The organism is Flavobacterium psychrotrophum, from assembly GCF_003403075.1.
Classification (GTDB): domain Bacteria; phylum Bacteroidota; class Bacteroidia; order Flavobacteriales; family Flavobacteriaceae; genus Flavobacterium; species Flavobacterium psychrotrophum.
Genome location: NZ_CP031557.1, coordinates 2605304 through 2621852 on the forward strand (window position 1 = coordinate 2605304; position 16549 = coordinate 2621852).

General features: G+C 41.2%; 14 protein-coding genes and 2 tRNA genes. 5 read left to right on the top strand and 11 right to left on the bottom strand.

Features of this window, described 5'->3' with window-relative positions:
- The first annotated feature begins 12 nt into the window (after positions 1-12).
- Positions 13-837, top strand: coding sequence for an alpha/beta hydrolase (locus DYH63_RS11210; RefSeq protein WP_116788892.1), 825 nt, complete (start codon positions 13-15; stop codon positions 835-837).
- A gap of 147 nt (positions 838-984) precedes the next feature.
- On the opposite strand, the gene DYH63_RS11215 is transcribed toward DYH63_RS11210, so the two are convergent.
- The 6 genes from DYH63_RS11215 to DYH63_RS11240 all read right to left on the bottom strand — a co-directional run bounded on the left by DYH63_RS11215 (position 985) and on the right by DYH63_RS11240 (position 7339).
- The gene (locus DYH63_RS11215) at positions 985-2838 is read right to left on the bottom strand and encodes a DNA topoisomerase IV subunit B (RefSeq protein ID WP_116788893.1); all 1854 of its coding nucleotides are present in this window, start codon (positions 2836-2838) and stop codon (positions 985-987) included.
- A 181-nt stretch (positions 2839-3019) separates the two neighbouring features.
- A complete protein-coding gene (locus DYH63_RS11220) occupies positions 3020-3982 on the bottom strand; it encodes a transglutaminase domain-containing protein (RefSeq protein WP_162927001.1) in 963 nt (320 codons plus the stop codon).
- A 128-nt stretch (positions 3983-4110) separates the two neighbouring features.
- Complete coding sequence (locus tag DYH63_RS11225) at positions 4111-4794, bottom strand: TIGR02117 family protein (protein WP_116788895.1); 684 nt, start codon at positions 4792-4794, stop codon at positions 4111-4113.
- Positions 4778-5317, bottom strand: coding sequence for an NADPH-dependent FMN reductase (locus DYH63_RS11230; protein ID WP_116788896.1), 540 nt, complete (start codon positions 5315-5317; stop codon positions 4778-4780). Before DYH63_RS11230 ends, DYH63_RS11225 begins: the two co-directional genes overlap by 17 nt.
- Positions 5318-5357: 40 nt before the next feature.
- Positions 5358-6020, bottom strand: a complete 663-nt coding sequence (locus tag DYH63_RS11235) for a hypothetical protein (RefSeq protein WP_116788897.1) — start codon at positions 6018-6020, stop codon at positions 5358-5360.
- 122 nt (positions 6021-6142) lie between these two features.
- Entirely contained in the window at positions 6143-7339 is a 1197-nt protein-coding gene (locus DYH63_RS11240; protein WP_116788898.1) for an NAD(P)/FAD-dependent oxidoreductase, read from the bottom strand.
- 140 nt (positions 7340-7479) lie between these two features.
- Between DYH63_RS11240 and DYH63_RS11245 the strand changes: the two genes are divergently transcribed.
- Entirely contained in the window at positions 7480-8685 is a 1206-nt protein-coding gene (locus DYH63_RS11245; RefSeq protein ID WP_116788899.1) for an LETM1-related biofilm-associated protein, read from the top strand.
- A gap of 129 nt (positions 8686-8814) precedes the next feature.
- A complete protein-coding gene (locus DYH63_RS11250) occupies positions 8815-9339 on the top strand; it encodes an STM3941 family protein (protein ID WP_116788900.1) in 525 nt (174 codons plus the stop codon).
- A gap of 63 nt (positions 9340-9402) precedes the next feature.
- On the opposite strand, the gene can is transcribed toward DYH63_RS11250, so the two are convergent.
- From can to DYH63_RS11265, 3 genes are all read right to left on the bottom strand, one after another.
- Complete coding sequence (gene can, locus DYH63_RS11255; protein ID WP_116788901.1) at positions 9403-10044, bottom strand: carbonate dehydratase; 642 nt, start codon at positions 10042-10044, stop codon at positions 9403-9405.
- Positions 10045-10256: 212 nt separating this feature from the next.
- The gene (locus tag DYH63_RS11260; protein WP_116788902.1) at positions 10257-10544 is read right to left on the bottom strand and encodes a hypothetical protein; all 288 of its coding nucleotides are present in this window, start codon (positions 10542-10544) and stop codon (positions 10257-10259) included.
- Between the two features lie 51 nt (positions 10545-10595).
- A complete protein-coding gene (locus DYH63_RS11265; protein WP_116788903.1) occupies positions 10596-11090 on the bottom strand; it encodes a Dps family protein in 495 nt (164 codons plus the stop codon).
- Positions 11091-11207: 117 nt separating this feature from the next.
- Here DYH63_RS11265 and DYH63_RS11270 point away from each other — a divergent pair, with 117 nt between their 5' ends.
- Positions 11208-12155, top strand: a complete 948-nt coding sequence (locus DYH63_RS11270; protein ID WP_116788904.1) for a LysR substrate-binding domain-containing protein — start codon at positions 11208-11210, stop codon at positions 12153-12155.
- A 65-nt stretch (positions 12156-12220) separates the two neighbouring features.
- Here the strand turns inward: DYH63_RS11270 and DYH63_RS11275 are convergent.
- A tRNA-Arg gene (locus DYH63_RS11275) sits at positions 12221-12297 on the bottom strand.
- Positions 12298-12671: 374 nt separating this feature from the next.
- Between DYH63_RS11275 and DYH63_RS11280 the strand changes: the two genes are divergently transcribed.
- On the top strand, positions 12672-15953 hold the full coding sequence (locus tag DYH63_RS11280) for an Ig-like domain-containing protein (protein ID WP_116788905.1): 3282 nt from the start codon (positions 12672-12674) through the stop codon (positions 15951-15953).
- Positions 15954-16162: 209 nt separating this feature from the next.
- Here DYH63_RS11280 and DYH63_RS11285 read toward each other — a convergent pair.
- A tRNA-Ser gene (locus DYH63_RS11285) sits at positions 16163-16250 on the bottom strand.
- Between the last annotated feature and the right edge of the window lie 299 nt (positions 16251-16549).

Here is a 16549-nt window from a genome sequence, read left to right on the forward strand (position 1 = left end):
AATAAATTACGAATGAAAAAACAGTTTACCCTTTTCCTGCTGCTTATAACAGCCGGGATATCTTATGCACAAAAAACAGAGTATGCTATTACAACGGATATTAAATATTATCCTGAAAGTACCTATAAAAACGATTCTTATAAGGCAGAACGCTGCATACTTGATGTGTATTACCCCAAAGATAAAAAAGGATTTGCAACCATAATCTGGTTTCATGGTGGTGGCATTACCAGCGGCAGTAAAGAAATTCCGCAAGCTTTGAAGGATAAAGGATATGCTATTATAGGTGTGGGTTACCGCCTGCACCCAAAGGTAAAAGCCCCCGTGTATATAGAAGATGCCGCTGCTGCCATAGCCTGGGCGTTTAACAATATTGAAAAATATGGCGGCGACCCATCGCTGATATTTCTTTCAGGACATTCGGCAGGTGGGTATCTTGATTTGATGGTGGGGCTTGATAAGCAATGGCTTGCTAAATACAATATTGATGCGAATAAAGTAGCAGGATTGATTCCATTTAGCCCGCAATGTGTTACACATTTTACAGTACGCAAAGAGCAGGGCATCCCTGAAAAGCAACCTACTATAGATAAGTACGCACCGCTTTTCCACGTTCGTGGCGATATGCCGCCTATCCTGCTTATAACCGGTAACCGCGAAATGGAGTTATTGGGGCGCTATGAAGAAAACGCCTATTTTGAACGCATGATGAAACTCAACGGGCAAAAAGACATTCGCCTGTTTGAAATAGATGGTTACGGCCACAATATGGCTGACCCCGCCTATCCGTTACTTTTAAATGAAGTAAAAAGGGTTTTGGAGATGAAGAAGAAATAGTGTTCAGTGTTCAGTCGCAGTTTTGTTATTCAGAAACAGTAACTTTAATCAGTATTCAATCGTAGTTTTGTCATTCCGACGATAGGAGGAATCTCAAATTAAAGTAGAGATTCCTCCTATCGTCGGAATGACAAAATCACTAAAACCTTACTCAGCCACTACATCAAGCTCTACCTTAAGGTTGTTTATGATAAACTCCTGCCTGTCTGGCGTGTTCTTGCCCATATAAAATTCAAGCAGGTTCTGGATTGAAGTAGCATTATCCATAAGCACAGGGTCAAGCCTTATGTCCTGACCTATAAAATGCTTAAACTCATCGGGCGATATTTCACCAAGCCCTTTAAATCGTGTAATCTCCGGCTTGCCTTTTAGTTTTTCTATGGCGTTACGGCGCTCTTCGTCGCTATAGCAATAAATGGTTTCTTTTTTATTACGTACACGAAACAGCGGCGTTTGCAGTATGTACAAATGGTTTTTATTTATAAGCTCAGGGAAAAACTGCAAAAAGAAGGTAATAAGCAGCAGGCGGATGTGCATACCGTCTACGTCGGCATCAGTGGCTATAACAATGTTGTTGTAGCGCAGGTTTTCCATTTCCTCTTCAATGTCCAACGCGGCCTGTAAGAGGTTGAATTCCTCATTTTCATACACGATCTTTTTGCTCATACCATATGAGTTCAGCGGCTTACCCCTAAGGCTAAAAACCGCCTGCGTATTAACATCGCGCGACTTGGTTATTGACCCCGAGGCAGAATCTCCCTCGGTAATAAACAGTGTACTTTCAAGGCTTCGCGGGTTCTTGGCATCAGGAAGGTGTACACGGCAGTCGCGTAGCTTCTTGTTGTGCAGGCTGGCTTTTTTAGCCCTGTCGCGTGCCAATTTACGAATACCACTTAGCTCCTTACGCTCGCGCTCTGCCTGTAATATCTTTTTTTGCAGGGCATCGGCCACTTCGGGGTTGCGGTGCAAAAAGTTATCCAGCTTGTTCTTTACAAAGTCGTTTACAAAAGTACGTACACTTGGCCCATCAGGCCCCATATCTGTAGAGCCCAGCTTGGTTTTGGTCTGCGACTCAAAAACCGGCTCCTCTACCTTAACGCTTATGGCACTCACAATAGATTTACGGATGTCTGACGCCTCAAAGTTCTTGTTGTAAAACTCTTTAATGGTGCGCACTATGGCCTCTCTAAAAGCCCCTAAATGCGTACCACCCTGTGTGGTATTTTGCCCGTTTACAAAAGAGTAATATTCTTCGCTGTATTGGGTTTTACTGTGCGTCATGGCTATCTCTATATCTTCATCCTTAAGGTGGATAATGTCATAGATACGGTCTTCTTCGTGAATATTTTCGGCAAGAAGGTCTTTAAGCCCGTTTTCGCTCAGGTATTTTTCGCCGTTATAAATTATTGTCAGTCCTGTATTCAGGTAACAATAATTCTTCAGCATTTTTATAACATACTCATTACGGTACTTGTAGTTTTTAAAAATCAGATCATCTGCAATAAAGCTTACTTTGGTACCTTTACGTCGGGTAGTTTCTACGACATCATCTTCAAGGGTAATGTTACCCGCAGAAAATTCAGCAGCCTTAAGTTGGTTATCCCTTACAGATTCTACCCTAAAGTAATTAGACAGGGCATTAACTGCCTTAGTACCCACACCGTTTAACCCTACCGATTTTTTGAACGCCTTAGAGTCGTACTTACCACCGGTGTTCATTTTACTTACCACATCTACCACTTTACCCAGCGGTATGCCACGGCCGTAATCGCGCACGGTAACGGTTTTATCTTTTACGGTAACCTCTATGGTTTTACCCGTACCCATTACAAACTCATCAATAGAGTTATCAATAACCTCTTTTATAAGGATATAGATACCATCATCGGGCGACGATCCGTCACCTAATTTACCAATGTACATACCAGGCCTCATCCGGATGTGCTCTTTCCAGTCGAGTGATCGTATGTTGTCTTCGGTATATTGATTTTCTTCTAACATAGGGGTAATTCAGGATTTTGTGCTAATATAGTGCATCTGCACAAAAAATGAAAGCCGGATAGCGTAAAAGTTCGTTTTTAGTTCTCAAAATTTTAGCCACGAATTACACAAATTTCACCAATTCTTTATTCGTGTAAATTAGTGCAATTCGTGGCTAATCTTTTAGTTTAAGGCAAATAATTTATCGCTGTATGTTATAAGCCGCAACCGACATTTTATTTACAAAAATAGTAAGTGTACCTCTGGCAGTTTTATCAAGCACTACATTAAACTCTCCTACCCCATTTGTAAACTTTGGGGTTACCCTGCTGGAAAACCCACCATTACTAAACTGGTAAGCAACTTCATCAGTAGGTTTTATGCCTTTAATTTTAACAGGAAGATTGGCTGGAACGACTGTTTTTATTACACCAATAGTGGGCGATACCAACTCATACCCAAGGTCATAATACAATGGCAACGAAGCAAATTCACGTTCGTTCTTATTTGTCATCAGCCATTTTTTATCATCCGGAAAGTGGTTAAGGAAAAACACATCAGGTTCGGTAAAAAAGTAATGGTCATCAAACTTAAACCCAAAGTTCTTGCTCTTACCGGTAATACCACCGGAGCCCCAGGTAACATCCATCAGTTTCCATTGTCCGTTAATTTTTACTGCGTTCCAGGCATGGTTGCTATTTGTAGGCAACTTACCAATGTCATGAGGTAATATCTTGGCGTTGCCGTGTATTACCTCCGTTTCAAGACCCAGTTTGCGGGCAATAACGGTATACAGCATAGCGTAGCCGTGGCACACCCCTTTTTTTGCACGTAATGTAGTATTGGCAAGGTCATTTTCTATGGCCTCGATCTTTGCCAGCCGCTCTGCCTCGTTGCTGTAAGCATATTTTATAGGCTTGCGCCCAAGTGCTGACGGATTGGTGTCGTAACTAATGTTTAGCGCTATCCAGGTAAAAATGGCACGCGCCTTTTCATCGTCCCGCTGAAAGTCGGCACCAATACGTGAAGCAATCTTATCAATACTGTTGTACGTTGTGGGATAGGTTTTAACGGTGGCGTCTACTTTTGCATAATCCTGCGCATGGGCATACCCAATACACAAAACCATCAAAAGCAGTGTATAAAGTTTAGATATGTTTTTCATGATAGCCATAATTTCAAATACTTTGCCAGAGTATGTTAAAAGTTATAATGTTCTAAGGTTTAAAAGTTTTTAGCTACACATAAACATTAATCAACCTTACAACATTATAACTTTCAACTTTAAAACCACTATTCATAGTGATAAAATATCCCCTTGTCATACGGCGTCCATAAAGCGGCCTTTTGGTGGCCTGCCTTTAGTGCTTGGTTGGCCCAGGTGTTGCAGGTATAAAACAGGCTGTAACGCCCTTTACCTTCATAAAAAGCATCGTACTTACCGTAGCTGTGCCCTGATATCCATTGTATTTTTTTGGCCTCATTTAGCTGAAAGCTGTCTTCTATGTAAGCAACCAGGTCAGCATAATCGGCTTTGGTTATCATTATCTTTTTACATTCTACATCTTCCGTCAGGCTCTTATAAAACCGTGTGTGCATGGCCGATGTACCCAAATAAAATGCAGCCTTGAGCGCTGTACTGGCCTTAAGGTCGCTCCACTCCGGCGTATCGAGGTAAAAACCTTTATCGCCCCAGCCAAAGGCTACAAACTTTGCCGTAGTGTCTTTAGCGGTGGTGTGTGTAAATAATATGTCTTTACCCCAGTCTTTTACATCGTTTTTTAGTGGTACTACAATATCAGTATGCACACCGTTTGAATTAATATAAATGGGAACATCGCCACCCTGCGCCGGATGCCTGTTAACGGGGATGCGGTAGAGTACAAAGACCGAAACCAGATAAACAACTACAAAAAGAATGATGCCCACAATAAACCGCATTGTAAAGCGGAGTATGCTTTTAAGTTTCTTTACCATAGTCAAAATTGCGAATTATGGATTTTAGTTCGGCATCAAGTTCCGGATTGGATATTTTATTGGCAGCTACATCAAAGTTTTCATTAAAGGATGGCAACGAGAACGTAGCCCTGATGTTGCCACCATAGCGCTTAAGGCTGAGCTGAGCCGCTTCCAGTGAGTTTCTGCCGCCATAACCTCCCGGTGAGGTAGACATTAGTAATAAAGGCGTGTTATCAAAAACCAACTTTTTTTGGCGGGATGCCCAGTCGTAGATATTCTTGAAGGCAGCGGTCATACCGGCATTATGTTCTGCTACCGATATTACCAGTATATCTGCCTGTTCTATTTTTTCGTAAAATTGTTTTGCAATGGGTGGCTGTCCTATGAGCTTTTCTTTATCAACGCTAAACAGTGGTAGTTCATAATCGTTAAGATCGAGAATTTCTGTTTCTGCATTTTCGAAAAGGCCGGCAGCATAGGTGGCCAGTTTTTTATTGATAGATTGTTTGCTGCTGCTTCCGGCAAAGGCAAGTAATTTCATAGTGTGGTATTAAAAATGGTTTGGTTAAATGTACGCAACATCAGTGAATCTTCCTAAAGCCCTGCACTGTTCCTGCATTGCTTTTCAACAGCCTTTTAAATTCGTGCTTCGTGGGGCTTAACAGCACCCGTGTGGTATCGGCATTGGCGTGTACATCCTTCACAACGGTTTTCACAATACCCAAATCTTCCTTGTATAAAAATCGCGTAATGTACAAGCTGTCTTTTTTAACCGAATAGGCAGCCACATGCCAATAAATGGAATCTTTAGTGTTTGAAATAAAATCACCATTGACAAGTTTTGCCGTATTATCTGAAAATGAAAAAAGCGTTTGCCTGCTATCGGTAGCAAGATAAATAGAATCTGAGTCTTGTTTAACAATCCTCATATCAGGGCTTAAAGAATCCCGCAGTGCCTTGATAGACAAGCTTTCGTCTCCATTATATCTACTAAAAAACGAATCTTTTTTTGAAATAGCCCATCCATAGTATGCATTGTATGCTATCTCTTCTTTTGAAATTTGCAAAGTATCGCCATACTCGCTTACGTAGTGCCCAAGAAACTTTTTAGGTATATTAAGCAAAGTATCTTTATCCAAAGGTTGGGCTTCAGCAAAATAATATATATCATCAGCAGCTTCTGTTGAAAACCTTTTACACGAACAGCATAATGCCATTACCACAATTAAAATTACTACTCTCATAATGTTGTCAGTTTTCTTCTAAGGACAGCGAATAATAAAAAACATTACACTTCTCAAAAAAAAATAAATGAGCATTACTTCTTATACAAAACAATGCTCATTTATTTGATATACTCCATTACCTACCTATCAAAACGGAACAGGTGTGCATTTTCATTCTCCTTACCTAAAATCATATCCCTGATAATCTCGGCACCTATCTGGCTAAAGGTAATGCCGTTACCCCCAAACCCAAGCGAAAAATATCCATTGGGCTTACCCGGATATTCGCCTATGTATGGCAAGCCATCTTTAGTAGATCCAAAAGTACCCGTCCAGCTAAATTCAGGTTTAAAATCCAGTTCAGGAAACAGCTTGTTTACATCGGTTGTAAGCTGCTTTGTTTTTTTCTTCAGTAGTTTATCCCGTTTCCAGTCAACACTAAAATCTTCGTCCCTGCCGCCTACCAACACACGTTTATCTGCGGTTGTACGCAGGTACAGGTAAGGGTCGGCCGTGTTCCATATCAACAGCTCGTCTTTCCAGAAGTTACGTTCGTTATACTGCTCGCTAATAGTGGCATAAGTACTGAGGAGCTTAACAATATCTTTATCTATAAAATCTACCACTTCATAGCCCACGGCATATACCAGTTTTTTTGCTTTTATGGTATAGCCGGTATCGGTAGTTAGGGTAACGCCATCTTTATGGTGCTTAATATCAGTAACGGGACTGCGGTCAAAAATCCTGTTGTTTTTATGTTTGTGTTGCAACAGACAGTGCGAGAGCATATAAGCATTAGTTTGCGCCGCAAGTTCAGAGCGTATGGCACCATAACTTTTAAAACCGTATTCTTTTTGTACGTCTTCAGCCTCCAGCCATGTTACATCAAAACCTGCTGCTTTGCGGGCTTCAAACTCTTCTTTAAGCCACGCTACATCTTTTTTATAGGCAGCGTAATACAGGCTTTTCTTCTTCTCGAAATATTCTATACCTACGTGTTTGGTGATTTTCCCCAGCTCTTCAATGGCGCGGCCGCACAGCTTATATGCAGTTTCAGCTTTATCCCTGCCTATCATTTGGGTAAGCCTATGAAGTGGTACATCTATTTCATACTGAAGCAGCGATGTACTTGCACTGGTACTACCCAGGCCTATGGTTCGCGCATCTATGGTCGTGCATTCTATACCCGCTTCTACAAGGTAATAGCGCGCTAAAGCGCCGGATATTCCCGCGCCCAGTATGGCAACTTCTGTTTCTATATCGTGGTCCAGCTTTGGGTAGGTAAACGGTAGGCCATCTTTAACAAGCCAGAATGGGTAACCTGATTTTAGTGTCATGTATGCTTATTTTATAATTAAAGTTACTTGATTTACACGTCTGAAATTTAACAGGAAATCAATTATAGGATATATTTAACGCTTGTAATACCACGGTATTTTTGCATAGCTTTGCATCAGAAATTGTTTGTGCAGCTACCATGATAAATCCCAGCGCCAGCGGGTGGATTGATAAGTTTTTTGCAACGCAAAAAAACCACCTGCCCGAGTATGAAAATTCCCATGCCTTTTACAGGGCAATACGGGACAGCGGGTTTATATACGGGCACATAGTAAGCTTTGACAATATAGACCAAAAAGAAACCAAGAGCTGGACGACTGAGGAAATTACTAAGGTAGCCCTTATGGATACCCTTTATGGTGTGTACAGGCTCATTTCTAAAACAAGCGATACGGCTGCCTTTATAAACAGCGCTATTGCCTATTACAAAGAGGCGCAGCCCGAGGGTTTCGCGCTCCTTAAAAAGGTACTACCCACAGCACCACCGGCACACGAATTAGAGAATATTCTTGACGACCGTATTCGTACCAATAACAACATTATTAGCCGCAATTTTAGCCACATACTTACTAATGCCCTGATGTTTATGGATGTACTGGCTTTTCGGCAATACCTGCTGGACGGCGACCGCCCACAGAAGTACCTTAAAAAGCTGGAGGAAACGGTAATGACCATTGTAAGCCTGGCACTAAATAGTAAGCAGGATAAAACGCAGTATGACGACCTGCTGATCCGCCTCTTTGAATCATCTGTGCGGTATACTAAGCTCAGTAACATTAATACAGACAGCCTTGAGGAAGCGGGTTTTGATTATTTTGAATCGAAATCTGAAAAAAATTACCTTTTGGATATGGCCGCTATGGCGATATGGAGCGACGGCCGTGCACAACAAAGCGAAATAGAATTTATGTACCGGCTAAACGATCGCCTGGGCCTGCGTGAAGATGCCCCTGCCGAAAGCATAGCCAGCTATGATGTGTTTATTAAGCTGAATAAAAAGCACATTCCGTTTTTTAACTACAGCAACCCGGTAAAGCATTTTTATGACCATGCGGCGCAAAGTGTAACCAACCTTATAATCCGTAATAAAAACCGCCTGATAAAAGAGCTGAGTAATAATGGCGAACTTATGCTGCTGATTACCCACTCTACCCACCGTAGCCTTAACGATAAGGAAAAGAAAAAAGTAAAGAAACAACTGCTTGAAATTTGTAAGACGGTACCTTCTCTTACCATCTTTTTACTACCCGGCGGAAGTCTGCTCCTGCCCCTGCTTATTAAATTTATCCCTCAGCTGTTGCCAAGTGTGCTGAATGAAAATTTGGATAAGGAAGATACTGCGTAATGGTTTCTCGTAGTTAGCCATTAGAATAATATTTTACTATATTGAACCGCTTGAATAAAAAATTGTAGTATCTTTTGATTGCCGCATTATATATATGTCTAATAACATTATCCTTACTGATTTAATAAAATGGAAAAGATAGAAATACCGCTTCACAAAGGTAAAATTACCTTAATGGTTCTTGGCTCATTACTATTTATTGGGTTAGGATATTTTTTATTAACCGAAGATTTAGGTTCCTACAGATACAGCAAAGAAGTGATTAATCTTGTAGGTACGCTTTGTATACTCCTCTTTACTCTGGCATTTGCTATGTCCCTTTATAAGCTTTTTGATAAAAATAGGGGGTTAACTATTGATGATAAAGGAATTATTGATAATTCCACCTTTACTTCCGGCTTCCTGATAACTTGGGAAGATATAATGGATGTTAGTCTTTATCAGGTAAAATCTACTAAATTGCTGTTAATCCATGTATCTGATAATGAAAGATATCTTGAACAAATGAAAGGCCTGAAAAAGATGCTTGGCAAGCAGAATATAAAACTTACAGGCACACCACTTTCTATTAACCCAAATAGCCTGGATATAAAGTTTGATGAGCTGAACAAACTTGTTTCAGAGCGGCTTGAGTATTATAATAAAACAACATAAAATAGCAAGCCCCCGCCATTACAGCAAGGGGCCCGCACACACATCACCTTAAAAGCTTTAAACTTAAAGCATAAGTCTGTCTACCTTAGATAAGTCTGAGTTGTCGCTCAGGTTTACGTCTAGGTCTTTTACAATACCGCTGTCCAACCCGTACACCCACCCGTGCAGGTGCAGGTTTTGCCCGTTTTTCCAGGCGTTCTGAACTATACTTGTCTTAGCAAGGTCATACACCTGCTCTCTTACGTTTACTTCTACAAAGGCATCAAACCTTTCATGCTCATCTGCAATACCATCCAGATAGGTATGATTATGCCTGTACACATCTTTAATATGGCGTATCCAGTTATCAATAATTCCTATGCTCTGGTTGCCCATAGCCGCCTTAACGCCGCCACAGCCATAGTGGCCACACACAATAACGTGCTTTACCTTAAGCACATTCACGGCATAATCTAATACGCTCAGCATATTAATGTCGCTATGTATTACCATGTTGGCAATGTTGCGGTGTACAAAAACCTCACCCGGCTGTGCACCAATAACTTCATTTGCGGGCACACGGCTGTCTGAGCAGCCTATCCATAACAAAGGCGGCTCCTGCCCTTTCGCAAGGCGTTCAAAGTACTGCGGGTCGGCCTGTAGCTTACCTTCACTCCACTTCTTGTTATTCTCTAAAATTTGTATGTAAAAATCGTCGTGGCTCATTTTCTTCTTAATGCTGCGCCAAAGCGCGTTAATTTAATCTAACATCTATTGTGCTCAAATATAATGGGGAAGCATATTGATACTACAATACTATCTCAATCCGGTTGCTCAATATATTGCTTTACAAAACAATAACCTGAGGCTAACACAGATACCTTCTGACAAAAAATATATGAATTTATGAATAGACCCAATATGGGCTGTAAGGGTTATTAACAACCCTCTGGTGGAGGAGAAAAAATATCTCCACAAACATTTTCATGCTTCTGGAGATATTCTGATGATATTGCTGTAGATTTTATAATAACAGGAACAAAAGCAGCTTCATAAACCCATTGCGGACCCATTTTAACCTCTTTTATTTCTTTGTGCATTTCTTCTTCGCTAAAGCCGCAAACAACAGATACCTCTGTATCCTCATCATGCAACAGGCTCACAATGGTGGGCGCTGCCAAAAAGGCAAGGAACATTACGATTACTATGTTTACAAGTACTTTCATTGTGGCGAAAATATGTAATTAAATCTGAAAAACCAAAATACTGCCGGCTTTTTAAATTTCTTCTTCGCTCCATGCCTTCATCATCCACATGGTTTTTTCCTGCTCTTTTATAAAGTCGCTCATCATACTGTTAGTACCCTCATCGTTAATGTTGGCAGACTCCTCAAGTATAACCCTTTCTATTTTAAGCAAATCGGCAATCGACGCTATAACAAGGTGCACCGCCTCGGTATCCTTACTAATATTTTTACCTACGGTAAGCTTGTTGTTTTTAATATAATCTTCAAAAGTATGCAACGGTGTAAAACCCAGTGTAAGTACACGCTCTGCCACAAGGTCTATTTTAACCTGGGCATCGTTATAAAGCTCTTCAAACTTTACATGAAGCTGAAAGAAGCGCTTACCACGAATATTCCAGTGAATGCCGCGCAGGTTTTGGTAATACACCTGAAAGTTTGAAAGTAAAATATTAAGTTCTGCTGCAATTACCTCAGCTTCTTTTACAGGAAGCCCCAGTATATTGATCTCTTTTTCTGTAGTTTTCATACTATGGATTAATTATGTGTTTGTAAGTTTTTAGCCATATAAAGTTACGTAAATTTACCCATAAAAACGATAGGAAATATCAATCGTTTTTATAATTTTATCATAAAAATCTATCATATGACCATTACCCAACTTCAATATGTATTAGCCGTTGCCGAGCATAAAAACTTTACCGCTGCCGCAGAAAAATGTTTTGTTACCCAGCCCACACTTAGTATGCAGATTCAAAAGCTTGAAGAAGAACTGGATATACAAATATTTGACCGCAGTAAAAAACCTATTCAGCTTACCGAAGTTGGCGAAAAAATAGTAAATCAGGCTAAGAACATCGTTAACGAATCTGGTCGTATCAAAGATATTGTAGACCAGCAAAAAGGGTTTATAGGCGGCGATTTTAAAGTAGGTATCATCCCTACCATTATGCCTACGCTCCTACCCATGTTCATGGCAAACTTTATAAAGAAATATCCGCGTGTAAACCTTATTATAGAAGAGCGAAATACCGAAGATATTATAAAGATGCTGAAGAATGGTCAGCTGGATGCTGCCATAGCCGCCACCCCACTGGATGAAGAAAGCATAAAAGAAGTGGTATTATACTATGAGCCTTTTGTGGCTTATGTACCTGAAAATAACCCTGCATACAACAAACCCGAATTTGAAGTAGAAGACCTGGAGGCTAACTTAAGTAATATACTGCTGTTGCAGGATGGGCATTGTTTCCGCAATAATGTACTGAATATCTGCAAGGCAACATCGTTGCCAAACGATAACCATTTCCAGATCGAAAGCGGTAGTTTTGAAACCATGGTTCGCCTGGTAGACGAAGGCCTGGGTATGACGCTCCTGCCCTACCTGCACACACTGGATATGCCCGTAAAGGCTACCGAGAAACTGCGCCCGTTCAAAGCGCCGCAACCTTCGCGTGAGGTAAGCCTTATTTACAATAAAAAAGAGCTTAAAGGCCATATTATCGATGCCCTGCGCAGTACCATTACCGGTGTGGTACGCGGTGCCATTGCTTTTCAGGATGTGCAGATAACAAGCCCTACACATGTGAAGTAGTTTGGTTTTGCAAATACATAAAAAAAAAGCCCTGAAAATTCAGGGCTTTTTTACAATATGATCTTTGGTGATCGCATCAGGATTCGAACCTGAGACCGCCTGCTTAGAAGGCAGGTGCTCTATCCAGCTGAGCTATGCGACCCTTAGATTGCGGGTGCAAAATTATAAAAATATTTAACTTATCAAAGACTTATTAGCGGATATATTTACTTTTTTTATCGCTCTGCCTGATATTGTCTTAGGGTAACACAAAATTTACACTAAAATTTTGTGCAATAAAACCGCTGTCAAGGTCTTTATTAATGCGGTTCCACTACCTTTTTTACGCGCTGTAAAACAACTTAAATTACAATTAGGCTTCTTTATTTTGACATTACAAGCACCTGCAACAACCCTCAAAACAAACTGATTAACAATAAGTTAATATTTATTTTAAATGTAAAAAAAATCAGGGTTTGGGAATAATCATATTTTTGGAGGCACTGATTTAATCAACAATCAAAACCTTTCTAAACCATGATCAGAATTTTACAAACAAAGTTTTTGGCCTTAGCTGTCATGCTTATGTTGCTTGCAACGGCAACAGGCTTTTCGCAAACGGCTTTTACATTAAACCACGGCTTTGGCGGGCCTTCGGGCCTTCCCACTGGTATCGAAATCCAGTCATATGACGGAGTAAGCGCCTGTGCAACCACTCCCAACGGACAAAATGCCGTAACCACCCTTACACTTAAAGCTACACTGGGTTTTACTTTTAAAATTACCAGTATTAATGGTACAGGTGTAAGAAGCAATGCAGGTTCATCATCATTTAACTTTCAGGTTATTAACAACGGCACGGTAAATGGCACAGTAACCAGCGTAGCTTCTTCTTCGAGCTGTAATGGTGGCACCGCCATAAGCGCGCTTAATGTACCGGAAACCAACCAGATTGTTACCTCCGGTAATACCATGATGATTAAAGTGGTTCGTGTACCGGGCTCTACATCGGGCAACGGTTACAGCCATGCTAAAACACTTGTTATACAGGGCGAAGTAAGCGTTATGGCACCTATAGCTACCATAGCTACAACAATAAGCACCGGTGGCTTTACCGCAAACTGGGATCCTGTGCCTAATGCCACAGGCTACCGCCTTGACGTAAGCAGTACTGAAGACTTTTCTAATATACTGGAAGATTATGACAACGTTGCCGTAGACGGTTTATCTACTTATGTATCCAGCGGCATATTGCCAAACACTACCTTCTATTACAGAGTAAGAGCAGAAAATGGCGCTTTAGTTTCGCCAAACTCTAATGTTATAACAGTTGCGGTTCCTGCCTGTGGCATCATCAATCTGCCTGCCGCTACTGCACAATTACTTTGTGGTCCATCTACCGTTGCCGGGCTTACAGCAATTGGGACAGGTACTATAAAATGGTATGAAAGCCAAACGGCTGCCCAGCCAATGCTGGCTACTGCCACAATTGTAACAGGTACATATTATGTATCGCAAACCATTGCAAATTGCGAAAGCGAAAAGTTAGCCGTTAGCGTTACTGTAAATGATATTCCTGCAATGCCGGAAACAGTTACAGAACAATTATTTTGCGGATCGGGTACTGTAGCGGGTCTTACAGCCGTAACCGGAGTATCTCTAAAATGGTATATGGAAGAAACAGGTGGTACACCACTGGCACCTGAAACCCCTGTTACAATGGGAAATTACTTTGTATCGCAAACTGTTAACGGCTGCGAGAGCCTTCGTAACTTTACCGAGGTTAGCATAGTACCCATACCAGATGCCCCTACTGCCGATGCACAACTGTTTTGCGGCACGGCTACAGTAGCCGGATTAATATCATCTGGTACAGGCGCATTATGGTACACTGCCGAAACCGGTGGTACCGCACTTACAGCAGACAGCGCCATTACTACAAATACCTACTATGTATCTCAAACAGTAGACGGTTGCGAAAGTCCGCGTACTGCGGTGGCTATTACTGTAAACGCAATTCCGGCACTTCCGGTAGCAGTTGCGCAACAGTTTTGTGGCTCTGGTACGGTAGCACAGTTGGTTACAACAACAGCTACTGCTCCTAAATGGTATACTGCTGAAACAGGAGGCACAGCCTTAACTGCTACTGATGCATTAACTACTGCTACTTACTATGTAACCCAAACCATAGACGGCTGCGAGAGCCCAAGGCTTGCCGTAGTAGTAACTGTATATGATATTCCTGCCATACCACTGGTTAACCCGCAGGTATTTTGCGGCGCAACTACAGTAGCCGGTATAATCACAGAACAAGGCACTGCCGTTAAATATTACACTTCACTTACAAGCACTGCCCCCCTAAGCAGCGACACAGCACTTATAACAGCTGTTTACTACGCCACACAAACCGTTAACGGCTGCGAAAGCCCAAAAACAGCATTTCTTGTAATTATAAACAACATTCCTGAAGCACCAGTTGCCACAGCGCAGTCATTTTGCGGCGTTGCAAATGCCGGTAGCCTTACAGCAAATGGTATAGCACCTGCATGGTATAGTGTTGAAACTGGTGGCGATGCCCTTACGGCAAATGCTGAACTAACTACCGGTACATATTATGTATCACAAACCATTAATGGTTGCGAAAGCCCTCGCACAAGCGTAGCAGTTACGGTAAACAGCATACCCGCTGCACCACTTGCAGCTGCGCAAACATTTTGTGGTGCTACAACAGCAGCACAGCTACAAGTTACTACAGGTACAAATACACTATGGTATGCAACAGCCGACGGCATTACACCACTAAGCCTTGCCGCATCTGTTAATACAGGGAATTACTACGTATCTCAAAGAGTTAATAACTGCGAAAGCACACGCACTATGGTAGCAATTACGGTAAACGCCATACCGGCAATGCCTGTAGTTAGCAGCAGTGCCGTAACATTTTGTAATGCAGCCACAGTAGCAGGGCTTTCTGCTGAAGGACAAAACATCCAATGGTACACTACTGCAACAGGAGGTACTGCATTAACCACAACTACCGCCATTGCAGAAGGTGTATCTGTTTACTACGCATCACAAACCGTTAACGGTTGCGAAAGCCCGAGAGCGGCACTTGCTGTTGAGCGTAACATTACACCGGCGCCAGTTGTGGCAGCGCAATCTTTTTGTGGAGAAACAACAGTAGCCGACCTTGAAACAAACAGCATAAACGGGATTGTATGGTATAGCGCGGTAACAGGCGGTATGCCACTAAGCAATGATAGCTCAATTGAAACAGGTACTTACTATGCGTCGCAAACACTAAACAACTGCGAAAGCCTTCGTACTCCTGTAGAAATTTCAGTAAACATTTTAGATCAACCTGACGGGGATGCTACACAAGAGTTTACTTCAGGACAAACCCTCGCCGATCTTGAACCTAATGGAAACAATATCACATGGTACAGTAATGAAGACCTTACCATAGTGTTACTGCCTACTACTTTACTTACAGATACTACAACCTATTATGCAGTTGTGAGTGAAGGAGATTGCATAAGCCCGTCACTTGCAGTTACAGTAAATGAAGTACTAGCCACAGAGAGCTATACTAAGAACATTGCATTTTACCCTAACCCGGTAGTTAATACACTAAGCATAAAAGCGGATGATGTAATTAAAGCAGTAGTAATCTACAATATGATTGGGCAGCCGGTAATGAAACTTTCTACTGATCAGGACTCAGTTACTGCCGATATGTCGCACTTGGCATCGGGAGTTTATTTTGTAAAGGCTGAAACTGAAAAAGGTAGCCAGACAATGAAAATCTTTAAAAAATAAGATGCTGTATTACTACAAATGTTATTAGTTGTTTAATAACGATAAAGACTTAATATACATTCTATAGACAGAAGTAGCTCTCGGGTTACTTCTGTTTTTTATTTTATAAGTTTTAGAAAATCTACATTCAATCTACTTCAAAAAAAAACCTTCAAATACCGAAGTATTCAAAGGTTTAATTTTTTTGAAGTTCTCTTTCAAACTCCAGGTGGCGGAGAAAGAGGGATTCGAACCCCCGGACCTGTTACAGTCAACGGTTTTCAAGACCGCCGCATTCGACCACTCTGCCATTTCTCCAGTAAGTATCGCTTTCATTACCTGATTGCGAGTGCAAATATAGTAAGCTTTTCGGGTTCTGCAAGCACTTTGAACTAAAAAAATAAAAATAATTCCATTCTTTTTTTTAACCATTTCATTAACTGAAACTTATCCGAAAATAAAAATTTAATATTTTTCAGAATGTTTATCGTTCCTGGTAATTTAAAGTCATACCTACCGGCAGGTTAATTCAATTATTCTCTCATGATATAACTTTGGCTAATCTTTATATTTTCATTACGAGAGTTTTTAACATACCGTAAATACCTTTGTATCAG

Coding starts and splice junctions, on each gene's coding strand:
- DYH63_RS11210 (WP_116788892.1), top strand. CDS start 13: ATGAAAAAACAGTTTACCCTTTTCCTGCTGCTTATAACAGCCGGGATA.
- DYH63_RS11215 (WP_116788893.1), bottom strand. CDS start 2,838: ATGTTAGAAGAAAATCAATATACCGAAGACAACATACGATCACTCGAC.
- DYH63_RS11220 (WP_162927001.1), bottom strand. CDS start 3,982: ATGAAAAACATATCTAAACTTTATACACTGCTTTTGATGGTTTTGTGT.
- DYH63_RS11225 (WP_116788895.1), bottom strand. CDS start 4,794: ATGGTAAAGAAACTTAAAAGCATACTCCGCTTTACAATGCGGTTTATT.
- DYH63_RS11230 (WP_116788896.1), bottom strand. CDS start 5,317: ATGAAATTACTTGCCTTTGCCGGAAGCAGCAGCAAACAATCTATCAAT.
- DYH63_RS11235 (WP_116788897.1), bottom strand. CDS start 6,020: ATGAGAGTAGTAATTTTAATTGTGGTAATGGCATTATGCTGTTCGTGT.
- DYH63_RS11240 (WP_116788898.1), bottom strand. CDS start 7,339: ATGACACTAAAATCAGGTTACCCATTCTGGCTTGTTAAAGATGGCCTA.
- DYH63_RS11245 (WP_116788899.1), top strand. CDS start 7,480: ATGATAAATCCCAGCGCCAGCGGGTGGATTGATAAGTTTTTTGCAACG.
- DYH63_RS11250 (WP_116788900.1), top strand. CDS start 8,815: ATGGAAAAGATAGAAATACCGCTTCACAAAGGTAAAATTACCTTAATG.
- can (WP_116788901.1), bottom strand. CDS start 10,044: ATGAGCCACGACGATTTTTACATACAAATTTTAGAGAATAACAAGAAG.
- DYH63_RS11260 (WP_116788902.1), bottom strand. CDS start 10,544: ATGAAAGTACTTGTAAACATAGTAATCGTAATGTTCCTTGCCTTTTTG.
- DYH63_RS11265 (WP_116788903.1), bottom strand. CDS start 11,090: ATGAAAACTACAGAAAAAGAGATCAATATACTGGGGCTTCCTGTAAAA.
- DYH63_RS11270 (WP_116788904.1), top strand. CDS start 11,208: ATGACCATTACCCAACTTCAATATGTATTAGCCGTTGCCGAGCATAAA.
- DYH63_RS11280 (WP_116788905.1), top strand. CDS start 12,672: ATGATCAGAATTTTACAAACAAAGTTTTTGGCCTTAGCTGTCATGCTT.